The following is a 16,855-nucleotide window of genomic DNA, read 5'->3' as shown; positions in this document are numbered from 1 at the left end:
CCGGTCACGATCAACAGGCGGCCGAGCGCCGGCTCACATGCACTTCCCACTTCCCGGGGCGCCGCTGCACACGCAGCGGCCGCCTGTCTCCACCGACGCATCGTCCGCCGAAACACCGCGGTCGCTCGATGCGGCGCAACTCGACGACTCGCCCGCCGTCCGGCTGCTGACCGACACACTGCACGCCGCCCGCGTGCGCGACGCGTCCGACATCCACGTCGAACCGTTCGAAGCAGGCTGGCGCATCCGGCTGCGTATCGATGGCGTCCTGCATGAACACGCGCGGCCGCCCGCTCATCTGCGCGATGCGCTCGTGACGCGGATCAAGGTGCTCGCTCGCATGGACATCGCCGAGCGCCGGCTTCCGCAGGACGGCCGGCTGCGCATCGCGGTCGACGGCGGCACGCGCGGCGACTACCGGGTCAGCTCGCTGCCCACGCTGTTCGGCGAGAAGCTCGTGTTGCGCCGCCTCGAAACGCTGCCGCCCGACCTCACGCTCGCGCGTCTCGGCTTCGACGCACGGCAGGCCGCGGCGATGGAAGCCGCGATACGCGCGCCGCACGGTCTCGTGCTCGTCACCGGGCCGACCGGCAGCGGCAAGACGCTGTCGCTCTACTGCGCGCTGCAGATGCTCGACCGCGATGCGCACAATGTGTGCACGGTCGAGGATCCGGCCGAGATCCAGCTCGACGGCATCAACCAGGTCGGCGTCGCCGAAAAAGCCGGGCTGACGTTCGCCACTGCGCTGCGCGCGCTGCTGCGTCAGGACCCGGACGTCATCATGGTCGGCGAGATTCGCGATGCGGAGACGGCCGACGTCGCGATCAAGGCCGCACAGACCGGGCACCTCGTGCTGTCCACGCTGCATACGAACGACGCGCCGGCAGCCGTCGCGCGACTGCTCGACATCGGGGTCACGCCATACAACCTCGCCGCCGCGTTGCGCCTCGTCACCGCGCAACGCCTCGTGCGGCGCCTGTGCCCCACCTGCCGCGTGCGTTCGGACGCGTCGGTGCGCGCGCTGCGCGAAGCAGGCTGCAATCCGGCAGCACTGGAATCCGGGTGGCGCCCGTTCGTCGCGCGCGGCTGTGCCGCCTGTCACGGCATCGGTTATCGAGGCCGCATCGGCCTGCATCAGACGATGCCGGTTTCACCGGAGATGGCGGAACGCATCGTCGCGCGCGCAAGCGTCGGTGCGCTCGCGCAATGCGCGGCAGCCGAGGGCGTACGCAGTCTGCGCGACGCGGCACTCGCGCACGTTCGCGACGGTACGACGAGCGTCGCGGAAGCGCTGGCCGCGACGCCCGACGCGTGATCGCAATGCCTGCACCGCCGCACGAGACGCGTTTCGGGTGGCGTGGCCGTCGTCGCGACGGCACGCGATGCCGCGGGAACGTCATCGCCTTCGATGCCGCCGCCGCACGTGCGACGCTCACGCGCGACGGTGTCACGGTGCTGTCGCTCGATGTCCGCGGCACGGCCCGGCCGCCGTCGGCCGGCGCGCGGGAGGTCACGCGCTTCACGCGTCAGCTCGCGAGCCTGCTGCAGGCCGGACTGCCGCTCGCACCGTCGCTCGAGATGCTCGCGCGCACCCGCACGCGTGACGGGCTGCCGCGCATCGCCGCCGGCCTCGCACGCGAGATCGTCGGCGGGCAACGCTTCGCCGCCGCGCTCGCACGCTACCCGTCCCAGTTCGGCACGCTGTATCGCCAGTTGATCGAGGTAGGCGAAGCATCGGGCGCGCTCGGCACCGTACTGACCCGCGTCGCGGAACACCGCGAACGCGCCGACGCGCAATGGCGCAAGCTGCGTGCCGCGCTCGCCTACCCGGTCGCCGTCATCGTGTTCGCGCTCGCGATCTCGGCCGCGCTGATGGTGTGGGTCGTGCCGACGTTCCGGCAGATCTTCGACGGCTTCGGCGCGGCCTTGCCGGCGCCGACCCGAGCCCTGCTCGCCCTCTCGTCCGCGACCTCGGCCTGGGGCGGCACGTTCGTCGCCGGGGCAGCGGTGGCGGGGCTCGCCGCACGTCACGCGCTGCGGCGCTCGCCATCGCTGCGCTACACGGCCGCGCGGCACGTGCTGGATGCGCCGCTCGTCAGCGGCGCGCTCACGCGGTTCGCGACCGCGCGCTGGTGCCGCTCGCTCGCAACGCTGCTCGGTGCGGGCGTCCCGCTCGCCGATGCATTCGCCACGCTCGAACGCACCGCCGGGCATCCGGTGTTCGAGCAGGCCACCGCGCAGATCGCGACGCGCGTGCTGCGCGGCGCGCGTCTCGCCGATGCGATGCACGCGGCGGGCTGCTTCCCGGACGACGTCGTGCAGCCGATCGCCGTCGCCGAGGAAACCGGCGCACTCGACACGATGCTCGCCGATATCGCCGCGCTATGCGAGCGTCAGCTCGACGCACGCCTCGATGCGCTCGCCGCGCTCGGCGAGCCGCTGATCGTGATCGTCCTGGGTGCGCTCGTCGGCGGCCTCGTGATCGCGATGTATCTGCCCATCCTTCAGCTGGGCAACGTGGTGTAGCATCGCAACCGATTCTGTCGCCTTTCAAGCCCGAACCCGAGCCCCATGACGCCCGCGCCCCTGACCGCCGTTTTCGACTCGCCCGACAGCACGTTGCACGCGCTGGCGATGCTGCCGCTCGCGGTGCAGTATGCGTTCGCCGTCGTGCTCGGCCTGTGCGTCGGCAGCTTCGTGAACGTCGTCGTGCACCGGGTCCCGGTGATGATGCAGCGCGCGTGGCAGGCCGAAATCGCGGAAGCAACCGGCAGCGCAAGCTCGCCGCCGGACGACGGCTATCCGCCGCACTACGATCTGTGGCGCCCGCGCAGCGCCTGTCCGCATTGCGGTCACGTGCTGCGCGCGTGGGAAAACATCCCGCTCGTCAGCTACCTGCTGTTGCGCGGGCGCTGCCGTCAGTGCGGCCATGCGATCGGCGTGCGCTATCCGCTCGTCGAGCTCGCCGGTGCGCTGCTCGCCGCCGGTTCGCTCGCCGCGTTCGGCCCCACCGTTGCCGCACTCGCCGCGTTCGGACTGTGCGCCGCGCTGCTGGCGATGAGCGCGATCGATATCCAGACCGGCTACCTGCCCGATTCGATGACGCTGCCTCTGCTGTGGGCCGGGCTCGCACTGAATCTCGGCGGCACGTTCACGTCGCTGCGTTCGGCCGTGGTCGGCGCGATGGCCGGCTACCTGTTCCTGTGGTCGGTCTACTGGTTGTTCAAGTGGCTGCGCGGCATCGAGGGCATCGGCTTCGGCGACCTGAAGTTGCTCGCCGCGCTCGGCGCGTGGATGGGCTGGGCCGCGCTGCCGCAGGTCGTGCTGTTCGCCGCGGTGACGGGTGCGCTCGTCGGGCTCGTCGCGACCTGGCGCGGGCGCATGCGCTTCGAGGAGCCGATTCCGTTCGGCCCGTTCCTCGCGGCAGGCGGCGTCGCCACGCTGTTTTTCGGTACCCCTTTCTATTCGGCGCTCGGCGGCTGACATGACACGCTGCCAACGTCCGCCATGTTCGCTGCGTCGCGGGGAGGCGCTTCGCTTCCGCGCGGCGGCCCGGCGGAGGCTCACATGTTTGCAATAGGACTGACCGGCGGCATCGGCAGCGGCAAGACGACCGTCGCCGACCTGTTCGCCGCACGCGGTGCATCGCTCGTCGACACCGACCTGATCGCGCACCGCATCACCGCACCGGCCGGTCTCGCGATGCCCGCGATCGAACACGCATTCGGACCGGACTTCGTCGCGGCCGACGGCTCGCTCGATCGCGCGAAGATGCGCGCACTCATTTTCAGCGACGACGACGCACGCCGGCGCCTCGAGGCGATCACGCATCCGCTGATCCGCGCCGAAACCGATCGCGAAGCCCGCGCAGCGCAGGGCCCTTACGTGATCTTCGTCGTGCCGCTGCTCGTGGAGTCAGGTAACTGGAAGGCGCGCAGCGATCGTGTGCTCGTGGTCGACTGTCCGGTCGAAACGCAGATCGCACGTGTGATGCGACGCAATGATTTCACGCGCGAACAGGTCGAAGCGATCATCGCGAGACAGGCAACGCGCGAAGCGCGTCTCGCAGCGGCCGACGACGTGATCGTCAACGACGCGACGACACCCGATGCGCTCGCCGCGCAGGTCGATGCACTGCACCAACGCTATCTCGCGTTCGCGGCTGCCGCGCACTGATCGCGGCGTGCGATCGTGATGGTGTACGAAATTGGTGCGTTGCTAGGGTAGACAGTGAGCATTAGAATGTCCTGCATTGTTTCAATCCCTACCCTAGAGGCGAGCGCGCTTGATTCTTTACGAGTATCCGTTCAACGAGCGAATTCGCACGCTGTTGCGCCTCGAAGACCTGTTCGAGCGCTTCGCGTTCTTTTTGGCTCAGGAGGACCCGCGTGAGCATCACGTCGCGCTGACGACGCTGTTCGAAATCGCCGAGGTCACGGGCCGCGCGGACCTGAAATCGGATCTGATGAAAGAGCTCGAACGTCAACGCCAGACGCTCGCCCCCTTTCGCGGCAATCCGGGCATCGAACAGAATGCGCTCGAGTCCGTGCTCGGTGAAATCGAGCAGACGCTCGCCAATCTTGCGCAGATGCAGGGCAAGACCGGGCAGCATCTGGTCGACAACGAGTGGCTCGCCAGCATCCGCAGCCGCGCGGTGATTCCCGGCGGCACGTGCAAGTTCGACCTGCCGTCGTACTACGCGTGGCAGCAATGGCCCGCGGAACAGCGGCGCCAGGACATCGCGAAATGGATCCTGCCGCTGCTGCCGCTGCGCGATGCCGCGGCGATCGTGCTGCGGCTCGCTCGCGAATCGGGCCAGGCGTCGAAGGTGATGGCGATGCAGGGCAGCTACCAGCAGATGCTGTCGGGGCGCACCTATCAGCTGATGCAGGTGCGCGTGCCGCCGGAGCTGCGCGTGATTCCCGAAGCGAGCGCCAACAAATACATGTTGTGGGTACGGTTCACCATGCAGGACGGCGACGTGCGGCCGCGCGCGGTGGACATCGACGTGCCGTTCCATCTGACACTGTGCAATCTGTAACGGCCGTGTGCCGGTTCGACGCTTTCGTATGACTACCGTTGTGAAATGTCCTTCGTGCGGCGCAGAAGTGCGCTGGACGCCTGAAAACAAGTTCCGTCCCTTCTGTTCGGCCCGCTGCAAGCAGCTCGACCTCGGCGCATGGGCCGCGGAAAAGTACCGGATCGGCGGATCCTCCGACGAGGGTCCGTCTTCGGAGGAAGACGGCACCGACGGCCGCCGCGACAGCTGAGCGGCGCACGGCACCGCCCATGGGCGGATACGGCCCGCCTTTCAGGCGAGCCGTCACGGCGTCATTGCGACGCCGCTTCCTTCTCGAGCAGTTCCAGCACCGGCAGCGCCGCCGGCAACAGCGGCGCGACCTCGACCGGCAGTTGCTGCCATACGAACGCCTGCCCTTCCTTGCTGTGCGGCTCGCCCGTCCAGCCCGTCACCTTGCAGAAATAGAGCCGCACGTACGCGTGCGGATAATCGTGTTCGAGCGTATGCCAGCGGTGGCTGGCCGTGACTTCGATGCCGAGCTCCTCGTGCAGCTCACGCGCCAGCGCGTCCTCGACGCTCTCCCCGGCCTCCAGCTTGCCGCCCGGAAACTCCCAATAGCCTTCATACGGCTTGCCCTGCAGCCGCTGCGCGAGCAGGTAGCGACCGTCTGGCTGCACCATCACGCCGACCGCGACCTCCGTCACCTTCCGGCCGTCGGGCGCGCGCACGGCGCTCGTTACGGAATCCGTGCTCATGCCTGCTCCTTGCGGCCCGACCAGTCGCGCGCGAACTGCCATGCGACACGCCCCGAACGCGAACCGCGCTCGAGCGCCCAGACGAGCGCATCGCCGCGTGCCGTCTCGATCTCGGCGTCCGCGCAACCGAAATGGCGCAGCCAGTGCGCGACGATGTCGAGGTAGTCGTCCTGCTTGAACGGGTAGAAGCTGACCCACAGGCCGAAGCGCTCCGACAGCGAGATCTTTTCCTCGACGACTTCGCCGGGGTGGATCTCGCCGTCCGGCAGATGCTTGTACGACTCGTTGTCGCTCATGTACTCGGGCAGCAGATGGCGGCGATTCGACGTCGCGTAGATCAGCACGTTGTCGGACTGCGCGGCGATCGAGCCGTCGAGCGCGACCTTCAGCGCCTTGTAGCCCGATTCGCCGTCCTCGAACGACAGGTCGTCGCAGAACACGATGAACCGCTCCGGACGCTGCGAGATCACCTCGACGATGTCGCCGAGATCGTGAAGATCGTCCTTGTCGACTTCGATCAGGCGCAGCCCGTCCTTCGCATAGGCGTTCAGGCACGCCTTGATCAGCGACGACTTGCCGGTGCCGCGGGCACCGGTCAGCAGCACGTTGTTCGCCGGCTTGCACTGCACGAACTGTCGCGTGTTCTGCTCGATCAGCCCTTTCTGCCGATCGATGTTGTGCAGGTCGTCGAGCGTGATCGTCGACGCTGCCGGCACCGGCTGCAGATAGCCGCGCCCCTGGCGCTTGCGCCAGCGAAACGCGGTGGCGGCGTTCCAGTCGACGGCCGCCGGCGCCGGGGGCAGCATCCCCTCGAGGCGGCCGAGCAGCGCTTCCGCGCGCGTCAGAAACTGTTCGAGCTTGTCCATGTCGTTCGAGCGCTCCCGGATCAGGAGCGGTAGTCCGCGTTGATGCTCACGTAATCGTGCGACAGGTCGCACGTCCAGACCGTTGCTTGCGCGTCGCCGCGGCCAAGCAGCACGCGAATCGTGATTTCGCTCTGCTTCATCACGCGCTGGCCGTCCTCTTCCTGATAAGCCGGGTTACGGCCGCCGGCCTTCGCGACGAGCACGTCGTCGAGATAGAGATCGATCTTGCCGACGTCGAGATCCGTGACGCCCGCGTAGCCGATCGCCGCGAGAATCCGGCCCAGGTTGGGGTCGGATGCATAGAAGGCCGTCTTCACCAGCGGCGAATGCCCGATCGCATACGCGATCTGGCGGCACTCGGCGACGCTCTTGCCGCCCTCGACCTGCACCGTCATGAATTTCGTCGCGCCTTCGCCGTCGCGCACGATCAGCTGCGACAACTGCTGGGCAACCTGCGTCACTGCATCCCGCAGCGCCGCATAAGCCGGCGAGTCGGTCGACGTGATCGCGGGCAGCGTGCTCTTGCCCGACGCGATCAGGATGAACGAGTCGTTCGTCGACGTGTCGCCGTCGATCGTGATGCAATTGAACGAGCGGTCGGCCACTTCCTTCACGAGCGTGTCGAGTACCGGCTGCGCGACATTCGCATCGAACGCGAGGAAGCCGAGCATCGTCGCCATGTTCGGCTTGATCATGCCCGCGCCCTTGCTGATGCCCGTCAGCGTGACCGTATGGCCGTCGATCGTCACCTGGCGCGACGCGGCCTTCGGCAGCGTGTCGGTCGTCATGATCGCCTGCGCGGCGTCGTACCAGTTCGCGGCCTTGCGGTTCGCGAGCGCGGCCGGCAGCCCGGCCTTCAGGCGGTCGATCGGCAGCGGCTCGAGAATCACGCCGGTCGAGAACGGCAGCACCTGGGCGGCGTCGAGGCCCGCGAGACGCGCGAGTTCCGCGCAGGTTTCGCGGGTGTTCGCGAGGCCCGGCTCGCCGGTGCCCGCATTCGCGTTGCCCGTGTTCACGACGAGCGCGCGGATGCCCGCGCCGCCCGCGCGCACCTTCGCGAGATGCTCGCGGCACACGATCACGGGCGCGGCGCAGAAGCGGTTCTCGGTGAATACGCCGGCGACCGTCGCCCCTTCGTCGACGGAGATGACCAGCACGTCCTTGCGATTCGGCTTGCGGATGTTCGCTTCCGCCCAGCCGAGCGTGACGCCGGCGACGGGATGGAGTTGGGCGGGATCGATCGACGGAAAATTGACAGCCATGGGGCACACCTGCCGGATGGAAAATGCCGGCACGCGCCGGCATCGATTGGAAGAACCGGCGGCCGCACGCGCGGGCCGCCGCAACTCACGTCACTGACTCGAAGCTGCGAACGAAGCGGCACGCGGATGCGCGCCGCCGCCGATCATGACAGCTTCCCGTGACATTGCTTGTACTTCTTGCCGCTGCCGCACGGGCACGGGTCGTTGCGGCCGACCTTCGGCATCTCGCCGCCGGGGCCGCTGTGGGTCATCGCACTGCCGACCATGTCGGCCGTCGCCGTGGCCGCGGTGGCGGCCGCGACGTTCGCGACCGGCGCGCCGGATTCCGCGTAGTCGGCGTGCTGAAACTCGACGTTTTCGAGATGACCGCCGCGCTCCTCGATCTGCTCGGCGGCTTCCTCGAGCTGCTCAGGCGACTGGATCTGCACGTTCATCACGATGCGCGTGACTTCCTGCTTGATCGCGTCGAGCATCGCGGCGAACAGCTCGAACGCTTCGCGCTTGTATTCCTGCTTCGGGTTCTTCTGCGCATAGCCGCGCAGGTGGATGCCCTGGCGCAGGTGGTCGAGCGCCGCGAGGTGCTCGCGCCACAGCCGGTCGACCGTCTGCAGCATCACCGAACGCTCGAACGCGCTGAACGATTCGCGGCCGACCAGCGCGACCTTCGCCTCGTACTGCTCGTCGGCGGCGGTCGTCACGGCTTCGAGAATCTCCTCGGCCGTGATCGACGACGACTCGTTCACCATTTCCTGGATCGCGAGGTCGAGCTGCCAGTCGTTGCGCAGCGCTTCCTCGAGCTCGGGCACGTCCCACTGTTCCTCGATGCTGCCTTCCGGCACGAACTGGCGGACGACTTCGGTGATCACGCCGTGACGCATCGCCGAGATCGTCTCGGTGATGTCGTGCGCTTCGAGCAATTCATTGCGCTGCTGGTAGATCACCTTGCGCTGGTCGTTCGACACGTCGTCGTATTCGAGCAGCTGCTTGCGGATGTCGAAGTTGCGCGCTTCGACCTTGCGCTGCGCCGATTCGATCGAACGCGTGACGATGCCGGCCTCGATCGCCTCGCCTTCCGGCATCTTCAGGCGATCCATGATCGAGCGCACGCGGTCGCCCGCGAAGATGCGCAGCAGCGGATCGTCGAGCGACAGGTAGAAGCGCGACGAGCCCGGATCGCCCTGGCGGCCCGCACGGCCGCGCAGCTGGTTGTCGATCCGGCGCGATTCATGGCGCTCGGTGCCGATGATGTGCAGGCCGCCCGCGGCCTTCACCTGCTCGTGCAGCGTTTCCCACTCGTCGTGCAACTGCTTGATGCGGCGCGCCTTTTCGTCGGCCGGGATCGCTTCGTCGGCTTCGATGAACGCGGCCTGCTTCTCGGCGTTGCCGCCGAGCACGATGTCGGTCCCGCGACCGGCCATGTTGGTCGCGATCGTGATGCGCTTCGGACGGCCGGCTTCCGCGACGATCGCCGCTTCGCGCTCGTGCTGCTTCGCGTTCAGCACCTCGTGCGGCAGCCCGGCCTGCTTCAGCAGGTGCGACAGCAGTTCCGAGTTCTCGATCGACGTCGTGCCGACCAGCACCGGCTGACCGCGCTCGTAGCACTCGCGAATGTCGCGGATCACCGCGTCGTAGCGCTCCTTGGCCGTCTTGTAGATCTGGTCCTGCTTGTCGATCCGCTTCGGCGGACGGTTGGTCGGGATCACGACCGTCTCGAGGCCGTAGATCTCGTTGAATTCGTACGCTTCGGTGTCCGCCGTACCCGTCATGCCCGCGAGCTTCGCGTACATCCGGAAGTAGTTCTGGAACGTGATCGAGGCGAGCGTCTGGTTCTCGCTCTGGATCTTCACGTGCTCCTTCGCCTCGACCGCCTGGTGCAGGCCGTCGGACCAGCGGCGGCCCGCCATCAGGCGGCCCGTGAATTCGTCGACGATCACCACTTCGCCGTTCTGCACGACGTAGTGCTGATCCTTGTGGAACAGCGTGTGGGCGCGCAGCGCCGCGTACACGTGGTGCATCAGCGTGATGTTCTGCGGTGCGTACAGGCTCTCGCCCTCGCCGATCAGGCCCCACTCGGCGAGCAGCCGCTCGGCCTTCTCGTGGCCCGACTCCGTCAGGAACACCTGGCGCGACTTCTCGTCGAGCGTGTAGTCGCCCGGCTTCTCGACGCCCGTGCCATCGGCCTTCTCCTCGCCGATCTGGCGCTCGAGCAGCGGCGGCAGCGCGTTCATCCGCACGTACAGCTCGGTGTGGTCTTCCGCCTGGCCCGAAATGATCAGCGGCGTACGCGCCTCGTCGATCAGGATCGAGTCCACTTCGTCGACGACCGCGAAGTTCAGGGCCCGCTGCACGCGCGCGTCGGTCTCGTAGACCATGTTGTCGCGCAGGTAGTCGAAGCCGAACTCGTTGTTCGTGCCGTAGGTGATGTCCGACGCGTAGGCCTGCTGCTTCTGGTCGTGCTCCATGCCGGACAGGTTGATGCCGACCGACAGACCGAGGAAGTTGTAGAGGCGCGCCATCCATTCGGCGTCGCGCTGCGCGAGGTAGTCGTTGACCGTCACCACGTGCACGCCACGGCCGGCCAGCGCATTCAGGTACACGGGCAGCGTCGCGACGAGCGTCTTGCCTTCGCCGGTGCGCATTTCCGCGATCTTGCCGTAGTGGAGCACCATGCCGCCGATCAGCTGCACGTCGAAATGGCGCATCTTCAGCACGCGGCGGCTCGCCTCCCGGCAGACCGCGAACGCCTCGGGCAGCAGCTTGTCGAGCGACTCGCCGCCCGCGATCCGCTGGCGGAACTCATCCGTCTTGCCGCGCAACTGGTCGTCCGTCAGCTTCTCGATCTGCGTTTCGAGCGCATTGATCGTCGCGACGGTCTTTTGGTATTGCTTGACGAGCCGCTGGTTGCGGCTGCCAAAAATTTTCTGGAGAAAACCGGTTGTCATCGGATCGGATCCTGCGTCGCAGCACCGGCGCCCGGCGCGTGTTGCGCGCCCCGACGCCCGAGCCTCGGCGGCTTAGCGAATTAGTGGAATCAAACGAGGAATTTTAGCACGCGAGGAAGCATGCGCCGGTGTCCCGGCCCGACCCACGCCGCACGCCGAACCCGTGCAGGCAACCGGGCGCACGGCCCGAAAGCCGCCCGTGCGGGAGCCGGCGCGGGTACAATCGGCGTCAACGTCCGCGCCCGTGCGCGCCCGAAGAATGCCTCGATGAACCGATTTTCCAAGCGTTTCGGCCCGCTCCCCGCGTATCGCCCGCAACCCGTGTCCGAAGTGCTCAACCGCACCGACGCGTTCGCGGCGCTGCGCGCCGGCGTCGAACAGGTCGCGTCGCTGCAGCGCGACCTCGCCGCGCTCCTGCCCGACTATCTTGCGAGTCATGTCGAACCGGGCTCCATCAAGGACGGCACCCTGACCCTCTTTGCCGCGCACAATGCGCTCGCGGCCCGCTTGCGGCAAGTCGAGCCGCGCCTGCTCGCCGATCTCCAGAAGCGCGGCTGGCCGGTCTCGGCGCTGCGCGTTCGCGTGCGTCCGAAGGACGCGCCGGAACCGCCGCACGTGAAGCAGGCGCGCATGACGACCGTCGGCGCCGCCGCGTTGCGCGAGCTCGCCGATCACCTCGAGCCATCGCCGCTGCAGGCCGCGCTCGCGCGGATGGCCGCGCGGCACGGTGCGAAGTCGTCGCGCTGAACGCGCACCGCCACCGCCCGTGCGGGCCGGCCGCCCAATAAAAAAGCGACCCGAGGGTCGCTTTTTTTATCGCGGGGCGCCGGACGCCGATCAGGCGAAGGCCGTCTGCGCGTCGAACGCGAAGCCCTTCGGCGCAGCCTGCGGATCGTCGAACGTGACGATCTCGTACGCGTCTTCGTGCGCGAGCAGTTCGCGCAGCAGCGCGTTGTTCAGCCCGTGCCCCGACTTGTACGCGGTGTACGACGCGAGCAGCGGATGGCCGACCACGTACAGGTCGCCGATCGCATCGAGCATCTTGTGCTTCACGAACTCGTCGTCGTAACGCAGCCCGTCGTTGTTCAGGATCCGGTACTCGTCGAGCACGATCGCGTTGTCCATGCTGCCGCCGCGCGCAAGACCCAGCTCGCGCATCATTTCGACTTCATGGGCAAAACCGAACGTGCGCGCACGCGCGATCTCGCGCACGTACGACGTATTCGCGAAATCGACCTCGAGCTCCTGGCCGGTCTTGTCGACGGCCGGGTGACGAAAGTCGATCGTGAACTTCAGCTTGAAGCCGAAATACGGATCGAGACGCGCGAACTTGTCGCCGTCGCGGATTTCGACCGGCTTCTTCACCTTGATGAAGCGCTTCGGCGCGTTCTGCTCCTCGATGCCCGCGGACTGGATCAGGAACACGAAGGACGCGGCGCTGCCGTCCATGATCGGGATTTCCTCGGCCGTCACGTCGACATAGAGGTTGTCGATGCCGAGGCCGGCGCACGCCGACATCAGGTGCTCGACGGTCGACACGCGCGCTCCATCCTTCTGCAGCACCGACGCGAGCCGCGTGTCGCCGATCGACATCGCGGATGCCGGAATGTCGACAGGCGTGGGCAGGTCGACGCGCGAGAATACGATCCCCGTGCCCGGCGCGGCCGGGCGGAGCGTCAGTTCGACCTTGCGGCCCGAGTGGAGACCGATGCCCACGGTCTTCACGATCGATTTGATGGTGCGCTGCTTCAGCATGATGTTCTTCGTCTTGATTGAGAATATCAATCAGGAGTTATATTCGATAGGTGGGATTATAGCGTAATTCCCTATTCGACGCTGTTTGAAACTGCGTATCAATCTGTTTCGACTGGTTACCCGCGCCGATACGGGACGGGCCGATGCCCGGAACGGAGGCGTTTCCGGTCATCGGCCCGTGTTACAACTGCCCTGAGGCCGGTGAGCAGCGTTGCCGGCAGGCAACGGCGCACCGCACGATCAGGACTTCAACGTCGCGAGCACACTCGCCGCATCGCTCACTTCGAACTTGCCCGGCGCTTCGACGGCCAGCGTCTTGACCACACCGTCGTCGACCACCATCGCGTAGCGCAGGGAACGGATTCCCATGCCACGCGCGGACAAATCCTGCGTCAGCCCCAGCGCATGAGTGAAAGCAGCGCTGCCGTCCGCCATCATGCGCACCTTGCCCGCGGTGTGCAGATCACGTCCCCATGCGCCCATCACGAATGCGTCGTTGACGGACACGCACCAGAGCTCGTCGATGCCCGCCGAGCGCAGTTGCTCGGCGTGCTCGACATAGCCCGGCACATGCTGCGCCGAGCAGGTCGGCGTGAAAGCTCCCGGCAATCCGAAGATCACCACCCGCTTTCCCGCAGCCTGGTCGCGCACGCTGAAGGCATTCGGCCCCAGCGTGCAGCCTTCGCGCGCGTCGTCGATGAACTCGAACAGTTGCGCGTCGGGCAGCGCGTCGCCCACTTGAATCATGGCTGGTCCCTCATAGCGATACGGTTTTTCAGCGTGTTGCGGACAGCACGGCCCATCCCGCCTCGCTCGAGCGAAGAGGGCACGTTTCCCGGCCCGGCGTCGCATCCGACGCGGCCTGTTGTGGTCCGTGGCATCCGTCACGCCGGCGTTACCGCGGCAAACTTGCCGCGGCTTCGCCTGTGTGCGTCGTCAGTCAGCCTGCTTGCGCAGGAAAGCCGGGATGTCGTACGTGTCGACACCCTTCTCCTGCAGCGCCTGCACGTGCGATGCCGCGGTTTCGCGCGAGTTGCGCCACACCGCCGGCGTATCGAGCGCGCCGTAGTCGGCCGTGCTGACGTGCTGCGGCTGCGCATAGCCGTGCGAGACGTTCACCGGCTGGTTGTCGGTGCCGGTGCGCAGCAGCGTCATCGGAGCCGATTGCTGCTTCTTCGCCGCACGGCCCAGACCCGTCGCCACGACCGTCACGCGCAGCGCATCGCCCATCGCGTCGTCGTACACCGCACCGAAGATCACCGTGGCATCTTCCGCCGCGTAGCTCTTGATCGTGTTCATCACTTCGCGCGTTTCCGACAGGCGCAGCGAACGGCTCGACGTGATGTTGACCAGCACGCCGCGCGCGCCCGACAGATCGACGCCTTCGAGCAGCGGGCTCGCCACGGCCTGTTCCGCCGCGAGGCGTGCGCGATCGACGCCGGCGACCGTCGCCGTGCCCATCATCGCCTTGCCCTGCTCGCCCATCACCGTCTTCACGTCTTCGAAGTCGACGTTCACGAGGCCATCGACATTGATGATTTCGGCAATGCCCGCAACCGCGTTGTTCAACACGTCGTCCGCGCACTGGAAGCACTTGTCCATCTCGGCGTCATCGCCCATCACGTCGAACAGCTTGTCGTTCAGGACGACGATCAGCGAGTCGACGTGATCCTCCAGTTGCTGCGAGCCTGCTTCCGCGACGCGCATGCGCTTGCCGCCTTCGAATTCGAACGGCTTGCTGACGACACCCACCGTCAGGATGCCCATCTCCTTCGCGATCTGCGCGACCACCGGCGCCGCGCCCGTGCCCGTGCCGCCACCCATGCCGGCCGTGATGAACACCATGTGCGCGCCACGCAGTGCATCGGCAATGCGCTCGCGCGCCTCTTCCGCGGCCGCCTTGCCCATTTCCGGCTTCGCGCCGGCGCCGAGGCCCGTGTTGCCGAGCTGAATCACGGACGGTGCGCGCGCACGCGACAGCGCCTGTGCGTCGGTGTTCATCACGATGAAGTCGACGCCCTGCACGCCACGGTTGATCATGTGCTGAACGGCATTGCCGCCAGCGCCGCCAACGCCGACCACCTTGATGATGGTGCCGTTGGTTTCGGTTTCCAGCATTTCGAATTCCATTGTTGCCTCCGTCAAGAAAATAGAACTACTCGGCCGTTATTCGGCAGGAGATCGGGCAACCCCCTGTCGCGCGCCAGCCGCCGGCACCGGCGCGAATTTCGATTCGGTATGTCAAAAGTTGCTCAGGAACCATTCCTTCATCCGCGAGAAGATCTGCCCCGCGTTGCCGGACTGCACGGCGACCTTGCGGCCGCGCATGCGCTGCGCACTGCCTTCGACCAGCAGGCCCATCGCCGTCGAGTAGCGCGGGTTGCGCACCACGTCGGCGAGGCCGCCTGCGTATTCCGGCGCGCCGATGCGCACCGGCTTCAGGAAAATGTCTTCGCCGAGCTCGACCATGCCCGGCATCATCGAAGCCCCGCCGGTAATGACCACGCCGGAGCTCAGCAGTTCTTCGTAACCCGACTCGCGCACGACCTGCTGCACGAGCGAGAACAGTTCCTCGACGCGCGGCTCGATCACGGCGGCAAGCGCCTGGCGCGACAGCGTGCGCGGACCGCGTTCGCCGAGGCCCGGCACTTCGACCATCTCGTCCGGATCGGCGAGCGCCTGCTTCGCGATCCCGTAGCCGACCTTGATGTCTTCCGCGTCCGGCGTCGGCGTGCGCAGCGCCATCGCGATGTCGCTCGTGATCTGGTCGCCGGCGATCGGAATCACCGCGGTGTGGCGAATCGCGCCTTCGGCGAAGATCGCGATGTCGGTCGTGCCGCCGCCGACGTCGACCAGCACCACGCCGAGATCCTTCTCGTCTTCAGTCAGCACGGCCAGCGACGACGCGAGCGGTTGCAGGATCAGGTCGTTCACTTCCAGCCCGCAGCGGCGCACGCACTTGACGATGTTCTGCGCGGCGCTGACCGCACCGGTCACGATGTGCACCTTCACCTCGAGGCGGATCCCGCTCATGCCGATCGGCTCGCGCACGTCTTCCTGGCCGTCGATGATGAATTCCTGCGTGAGGATGTGCAGCACCTGCTGGTCGGTCGGGATGTTGATCGCCTTCGCGGTCTCGATCACGCGCGCGACGTCGGTCTGCGTGACTTCCTTGTCCTTGATCGCGACCATCCCGCTCGAGTTGAAGCTGCGGATGTGGCTGCCGGCGATCCCCGTGAACACGTTGGTGATCTTGCAGTCGGCCATCAGCTCGGCTTCCTCGAGCGCGCGCTGGATCGACTGCACGGTGGCCTCGATGTTGACCACCACGCCCTTCTTCAGACCTTTCGACTCGCTCTGGCCGAGGCCGATCACCTCGTAATGGCCTTCGCCCTTCAGCTCGGCGACGATGGCCACCACCTTCGACGTGCCGATGTCGAGGGAAACCAGCAGATCCTTGTAGTCTTTGCTCATAAAGTGCTCTTGCGTGTGATCTCTCGTTACTTCTTGCGCTTGTCAGTATCGGTCAGGAACCGCATGCCTGCCGCACGAATCGCGAATCCGTTCGGATAACGCAGGTCCGCGTACTCGATGTCGTTGCCCCAACGCTCCGTGACAGCCGGCCACGCGGCGACGAGGCGCTGGCTCCGGTCATGCAGCGACTCGCTGTTGCGTTCCTTGCCCAGCTCGACCTGCATGCCGTTCGACAGCTTCACCGTCCACGCGTAGCGCGCCGACAGCGTCACTTCTTCCGGCGCCGCCTTCAGCGGCGCAAACCAGTTCGCGAAGTCGTGATACCGCGTGACGACTTCCTTCGCACTGCCCTCCGGGCCGTCGAACGCGGGCAATTCCTGATCCAGTTCGCCCTGGTTCGCGGTGAACAGCTCGCCGTCGACGCTCACGAGCTGCGCACTGCCCCAGGTCCCGAGCGGTTTGTACTCCTCGAGCGTGACAGCCAGCGCATTCGGCCACACCCGGCGCACGCTCGCGTGGCGCACCCACGGCATCTGCTCGAACGCGGCCCGCGCCGCGTCGAGATCGACCGTGAAGAAATTGCCCTTCAGCCGGCCGACCACGCCCGCACGCACCGTCGGCGAGTTGATGTGCTCGGTGTCGCCATCGATCCGGATTTCGCGCAGCGCGAACGTCGGACGCTGGATCAGCCAGTAGCAGCCGGCCGCCGCCAACACGAGCAGCAACAGCGCGTACAGCGCGCTGGCGGCAAGGTTGAGTTGGCGAACGTTGTTCCACATAC

At 66.9% G+C, this 16,855-nt stretch carries 16 protein-coding genes; 7 read left to right on the top strand and 9 right to left on the bottom strand.

Going from position 1 to position 16,855, the window contains the following annotated elements; genetic code table 11:
- Positions 1-37 precede the first annotated feature (37 nt).
- The 6 genes from U5A56_RS00160 to U5A56_RS00135 all read left to right on the top strand — a co-directional run bounded on the left by U5A56_RS00160 (position 38) and on the right by U5A56_RS00135 (position 5,270).
- Positions 38-1,315 (top strand): GspE/PulE family protein, encoded by a 1,278-nt coding sequence (locus tag U5A56_RS00160; RefSeq protein WP_321920663.1) that lies wholly within the window; start codon positions 38-40, stop codon positions 1,313-1,315.
- A 5-nt stretch (positions 1,316-1,320) separates the two neighbouring features.
- Entirely contained in the window at positions 1,321-2,526 is a 1,206-nt protein-coding gene (locus U5A56_RS00155; RefSeq protein ID WP_321920662.1) for a type II secretion system F family protein, read from the top strand.
- A gap of 45 nt (positions 2,527-2,571) precedes the next feature.
- Positions 2,572-3,483: a prepilin peptidase gene (locus U5A56_RS00150; protein ID WP_044844221.1), complete on the top strand. Its 912-nt coding sequence runs from the start codon at positions 2,572-2,574 to the stop codon at positions 3,481-3,483.
- 84 nt (positions 3,484-3,567) lie between these two features.
- Positions 3,568-4,176, top strand: a complete 609-nt coding sequence (coaE, locus tag U5A56_RS00145; RefSeq protein WP_321805110.1) for a dephospho-CoA kinase — start codon at positions 3,568-3,570, stop codon at positions 4,174-4,176.
- A gap of 109 nt (positions 4,177-4,285) precedes the next feature.
- Positions 4,286-5,041, top strand: coding sequence for a cell division protein ZapD (gene zapD, locus U5A56_RS00140; RefSeq protein WP_044844223.1), 756 nt, complete (start codon positions 4,286-4,288; stop codon positions 5,039-5,041).
- Between the two features lie 28 nt (positions 5,042-5,069).
- Entirely contained in the window at positions 5,070-5,270 is a 201-nt protein-coding gene (locus U5A56_RS00135) for a DNA gyrase inhibitor YacG (RefSeq protein ID WP_039317342.1), read from the top strand.
- 61 nt (positions 5,271-5,331) lie between these two features.
- On the opposite strand, the gene U5A56_RS00130 is transcribed toward U5A56_RS00135, so the two are convergent.
- From U5A56_RS00130 to secA, 4 genes are all read right to left on the bottom strand, one after another.
- On the bottom strand, positions 5,332-5,775 hold the full coding sequence (locus tag U5A56_RS00130) for an NUDIX domain-containing protein (protein WP_044844224.1): 444 nt from the start codon (positions 5,773-5,775) through the stop codon (positions 5,332-5,334).
- Positions 5,772-6,641, bottom strand: a complete 870-nt coding sequence (locus U5A56_RS00125; RefSeq protein WP_044844225.1) for an ATP-binding protein — start codon at positions 6,639-6,641, stop codon at positions 5,772-5,774. Before U5A56_RS00125 ends, U5A56_RS00130 begins: the two co-directional genes overlap by 4 nt.
- Before the next feature lie 20 nt (positions 6,642-6,661).
- Positions 6,662-7,903, bottom strand: coding sequence for a bifunctional glutamate N-acetyltransferase/amino-acid acetyltransferase ArgJ (gene argJ, locus U5A56_RS00120; RefSeq protein WP_321796699.1), 1,242 nt, complete (start codon positions 7,901-7,903; stop codon positions 6,662-6,664).
- 143 nt (positions 7,904-8,046) lie between these two features.
- The gene (gene secA, locus U5A56_RS00115) at positions 8,047-10,845 is read right to left on the bottom strand and encodes a preprotein translocase subunit SecA (protein ID WP_124488223.1); all 2,799 of its coding nucleotides are present in this window, start codon (positions 10,843-10,845) and stop codon (positions 8,047-8,049) included.
- Between the two features lie 267 nt (positions 10,846-11,112).
- Here secA and U5A56_RS00110 point away from each other — a divergent pair, with 267 nt between their 5' ends.
- A complete protein-coding gene (locus tag U5A56_RS00110; RefSeq protein WP_044844228.1) occupies positions 11,113-11,592 on the top strand; it encodes a DUF721 domain-containing protein in 480 nt (159 codons plus the stop codon).
- 90 nt (positions 11,593-11,682) lie between these two features.
- Here U5A56_RS00110 and lpxC read toward each other — a convergent pair whose 3' ends face one another.
- The 5 genes from lpxC to U5A56_RS00085 form a co-directional block, all read right to left on the bottom strand.
- Positions 11,683-12,600: a UDP-3-O-acyl-N-acetylglucosamine deacetylase gene (gene lpxC, locus U5A56_RS00105; RefSeq protein WP_044844229.1), complete on the bottom strand. Its 918-nt coding sequence runs from the start codon at positions 12,598-12,600 to the stop codon at positions 11,683-11,685.
- 240 nt (positions 12,601-12,840) lie between these two features.
- A complete protein-coding gene (locus tag U5A56_RS00100; protein WP_321819899.1) occupies positions 12,841-13,347 on the bottom strand; it encodes a peroxiredoxin in 507 nt (168 codons plus the stop codon).
- A 189-nt stretch (positions 13,348-13,536) separates the two neighbouring features.
- On the bottom strand, positions 13,537-14,730 hold the full coding sequence (ftsZ, locus tag U5A56_RS00095) for a cell division protein FtsZ (RefSeq protein ID WP_044844231.1): 1,194 nt from the start codon (positions 14,728-14,730) through the stop codon (positions 13,537-13,539).
- Between the two features lie 111 nt (positions 14,731-14,841).
- Positions 14,842-16,074 carry a cell division protein FtsA gene (ftsA, locus tag U5A56_RS00090; RefSeq protein ID WP_044844232.1) on the bottom strand — a complete coding sequence of 411 codons (1,233 nt, stop codon included), beginning with the start codon at positions 16,072-16,074 and terminating at the stop codon, positions 14,842-14,844.
- Between the two features lie 26 nt (positions 16,075-16,100).
- Entirely contained in the window at positions 16,101-16,853 is a 753-nt protein-coding gene (locus U5A56_RS00085; protein ID WP_124520021.1) for a cell division protein FtsQ/DivIB, read from the bottom strand.
- Positions 16,854-16,855 lie beyond the last annotated feature (2 nt).

Source organism: Burkholderia sp. BCC1998, assembly GCF_905339875.1.
GTDB lineage: Bacteria > Pseudomonadota > Gammaproteobacteria > Burkholderiales > Burkholderiaceae > Burkholderia.
This window is presented reverse-complemented; position numbering and strand designations above follow the sequence as displayed.

Excerpts from the sequence above, each read along its gene's own strand:
- U5A56_RS00155 (WP_321920662.1), top strand. The coding sequence starts at position 1,321 with ATGCCTGCACCGCCGCACGAGACGCGTTTCGGGTGGCGTGGCCGTCGT.
- U5A56_RS00135 (WP_039317342.1), top strand. The coding sequence starts at position 5,070 with ATGACTACCGTTGTGAAATGTCCTTCGTGCGGCGCAGAAGTGCGCTGG.
- U5A56_RS00160 (WP_321920663.1), top strand. The coding sequence starts at position 38 with ATGCACTTCCCACTTCCCGGGGCGCCGCTGCACACGCAGCGGCCGCCT.
- lpxC (WP_044844229.1), bottom strand. The coding sequence starts at position 12,600 with ATGCTGAAGCAGCGCACCATCAAATCGATCGTGAAGACCGTGGGCATC.
- U5A56_RS00130 (WP_044844224.1), bottom strand. The coding sequence starts at position 5,775 with ATGAGCACGGATTCCGTAACGAGCGCCGTGCGCGCGCCCGACGGCCGG.
- U5A56_RS00125 (WP_044844225.1), bottom strand. The coding sequence starts at position 6,641 with ATGGACAAGCTCGAACAGTTTCTGACGCGCGCGGAAGCGCTGCTCGGC.
- argJ (WP_321796699.1), bottom strand. The coding sequence starts at position 7,903 with ATGGCTGTCAATTTTCCGTCGATCGATCCCGCCCAACTCCATCCCGTC.
- U5A56_RS00110 (WP_044844228.1), top strand. The coding sequence starts at position 11,113 with ATGAACCGATTTTCCAAGCGTTTCGGCCCGCTCCCCGCGTATCGCCCG.
- ftsA (WP_044844232.1), bottom strand. The coding sequence starts at position 16,074 with ATGAGCAAAGACTACAAGGATCTGCTGGTTTCCCTCGACATCGGCACG.
- U5A56_RS00085 (WP_124520021.1), bottom strand. The coding sequence starts at position 16,853 with ATGTGGAACAACGTTCGCCAACTCAACCTTGCCGCCAGCGCGCTGTAC.
- U5A56_RS00150 (WP_044844221.1), top strand. The coding sequence starts at position 2,572 with ATGACGCCCGCGCCCCTGACCGCCGTTTTCGACTCGCCCGACAGCACG.
- ftsZ (WP_044844231.1), bottom strand. The coding sequence starts at position 14,730 with ATGGAATTCGAAATGCTGGAAACCGAAACCAACGGCACCATCATCAAG.
- coaE (WP_321805110.1), top strand. The coding sequence starts at position 3,568 with ATGTTTGCAATAGGACTGACCGGCGGCATCGGCAGCGGCAAGACGACC.
- secA (WP_124488223.1), bottom strand. The coding sequence starts at position 10,845 with ATGACAACCGGTTTTCTCCAGAAAATTTTTGGCAGCCGCAACCAGCGG.
- U5A56_RS00100 (WP_321819899.1), bottom strand. The coding sequence starts at position 13,347 with ATGATTCAAGTGGGCGACGCGCTGCCCGACGCGCAACTGTTCGAGTTC.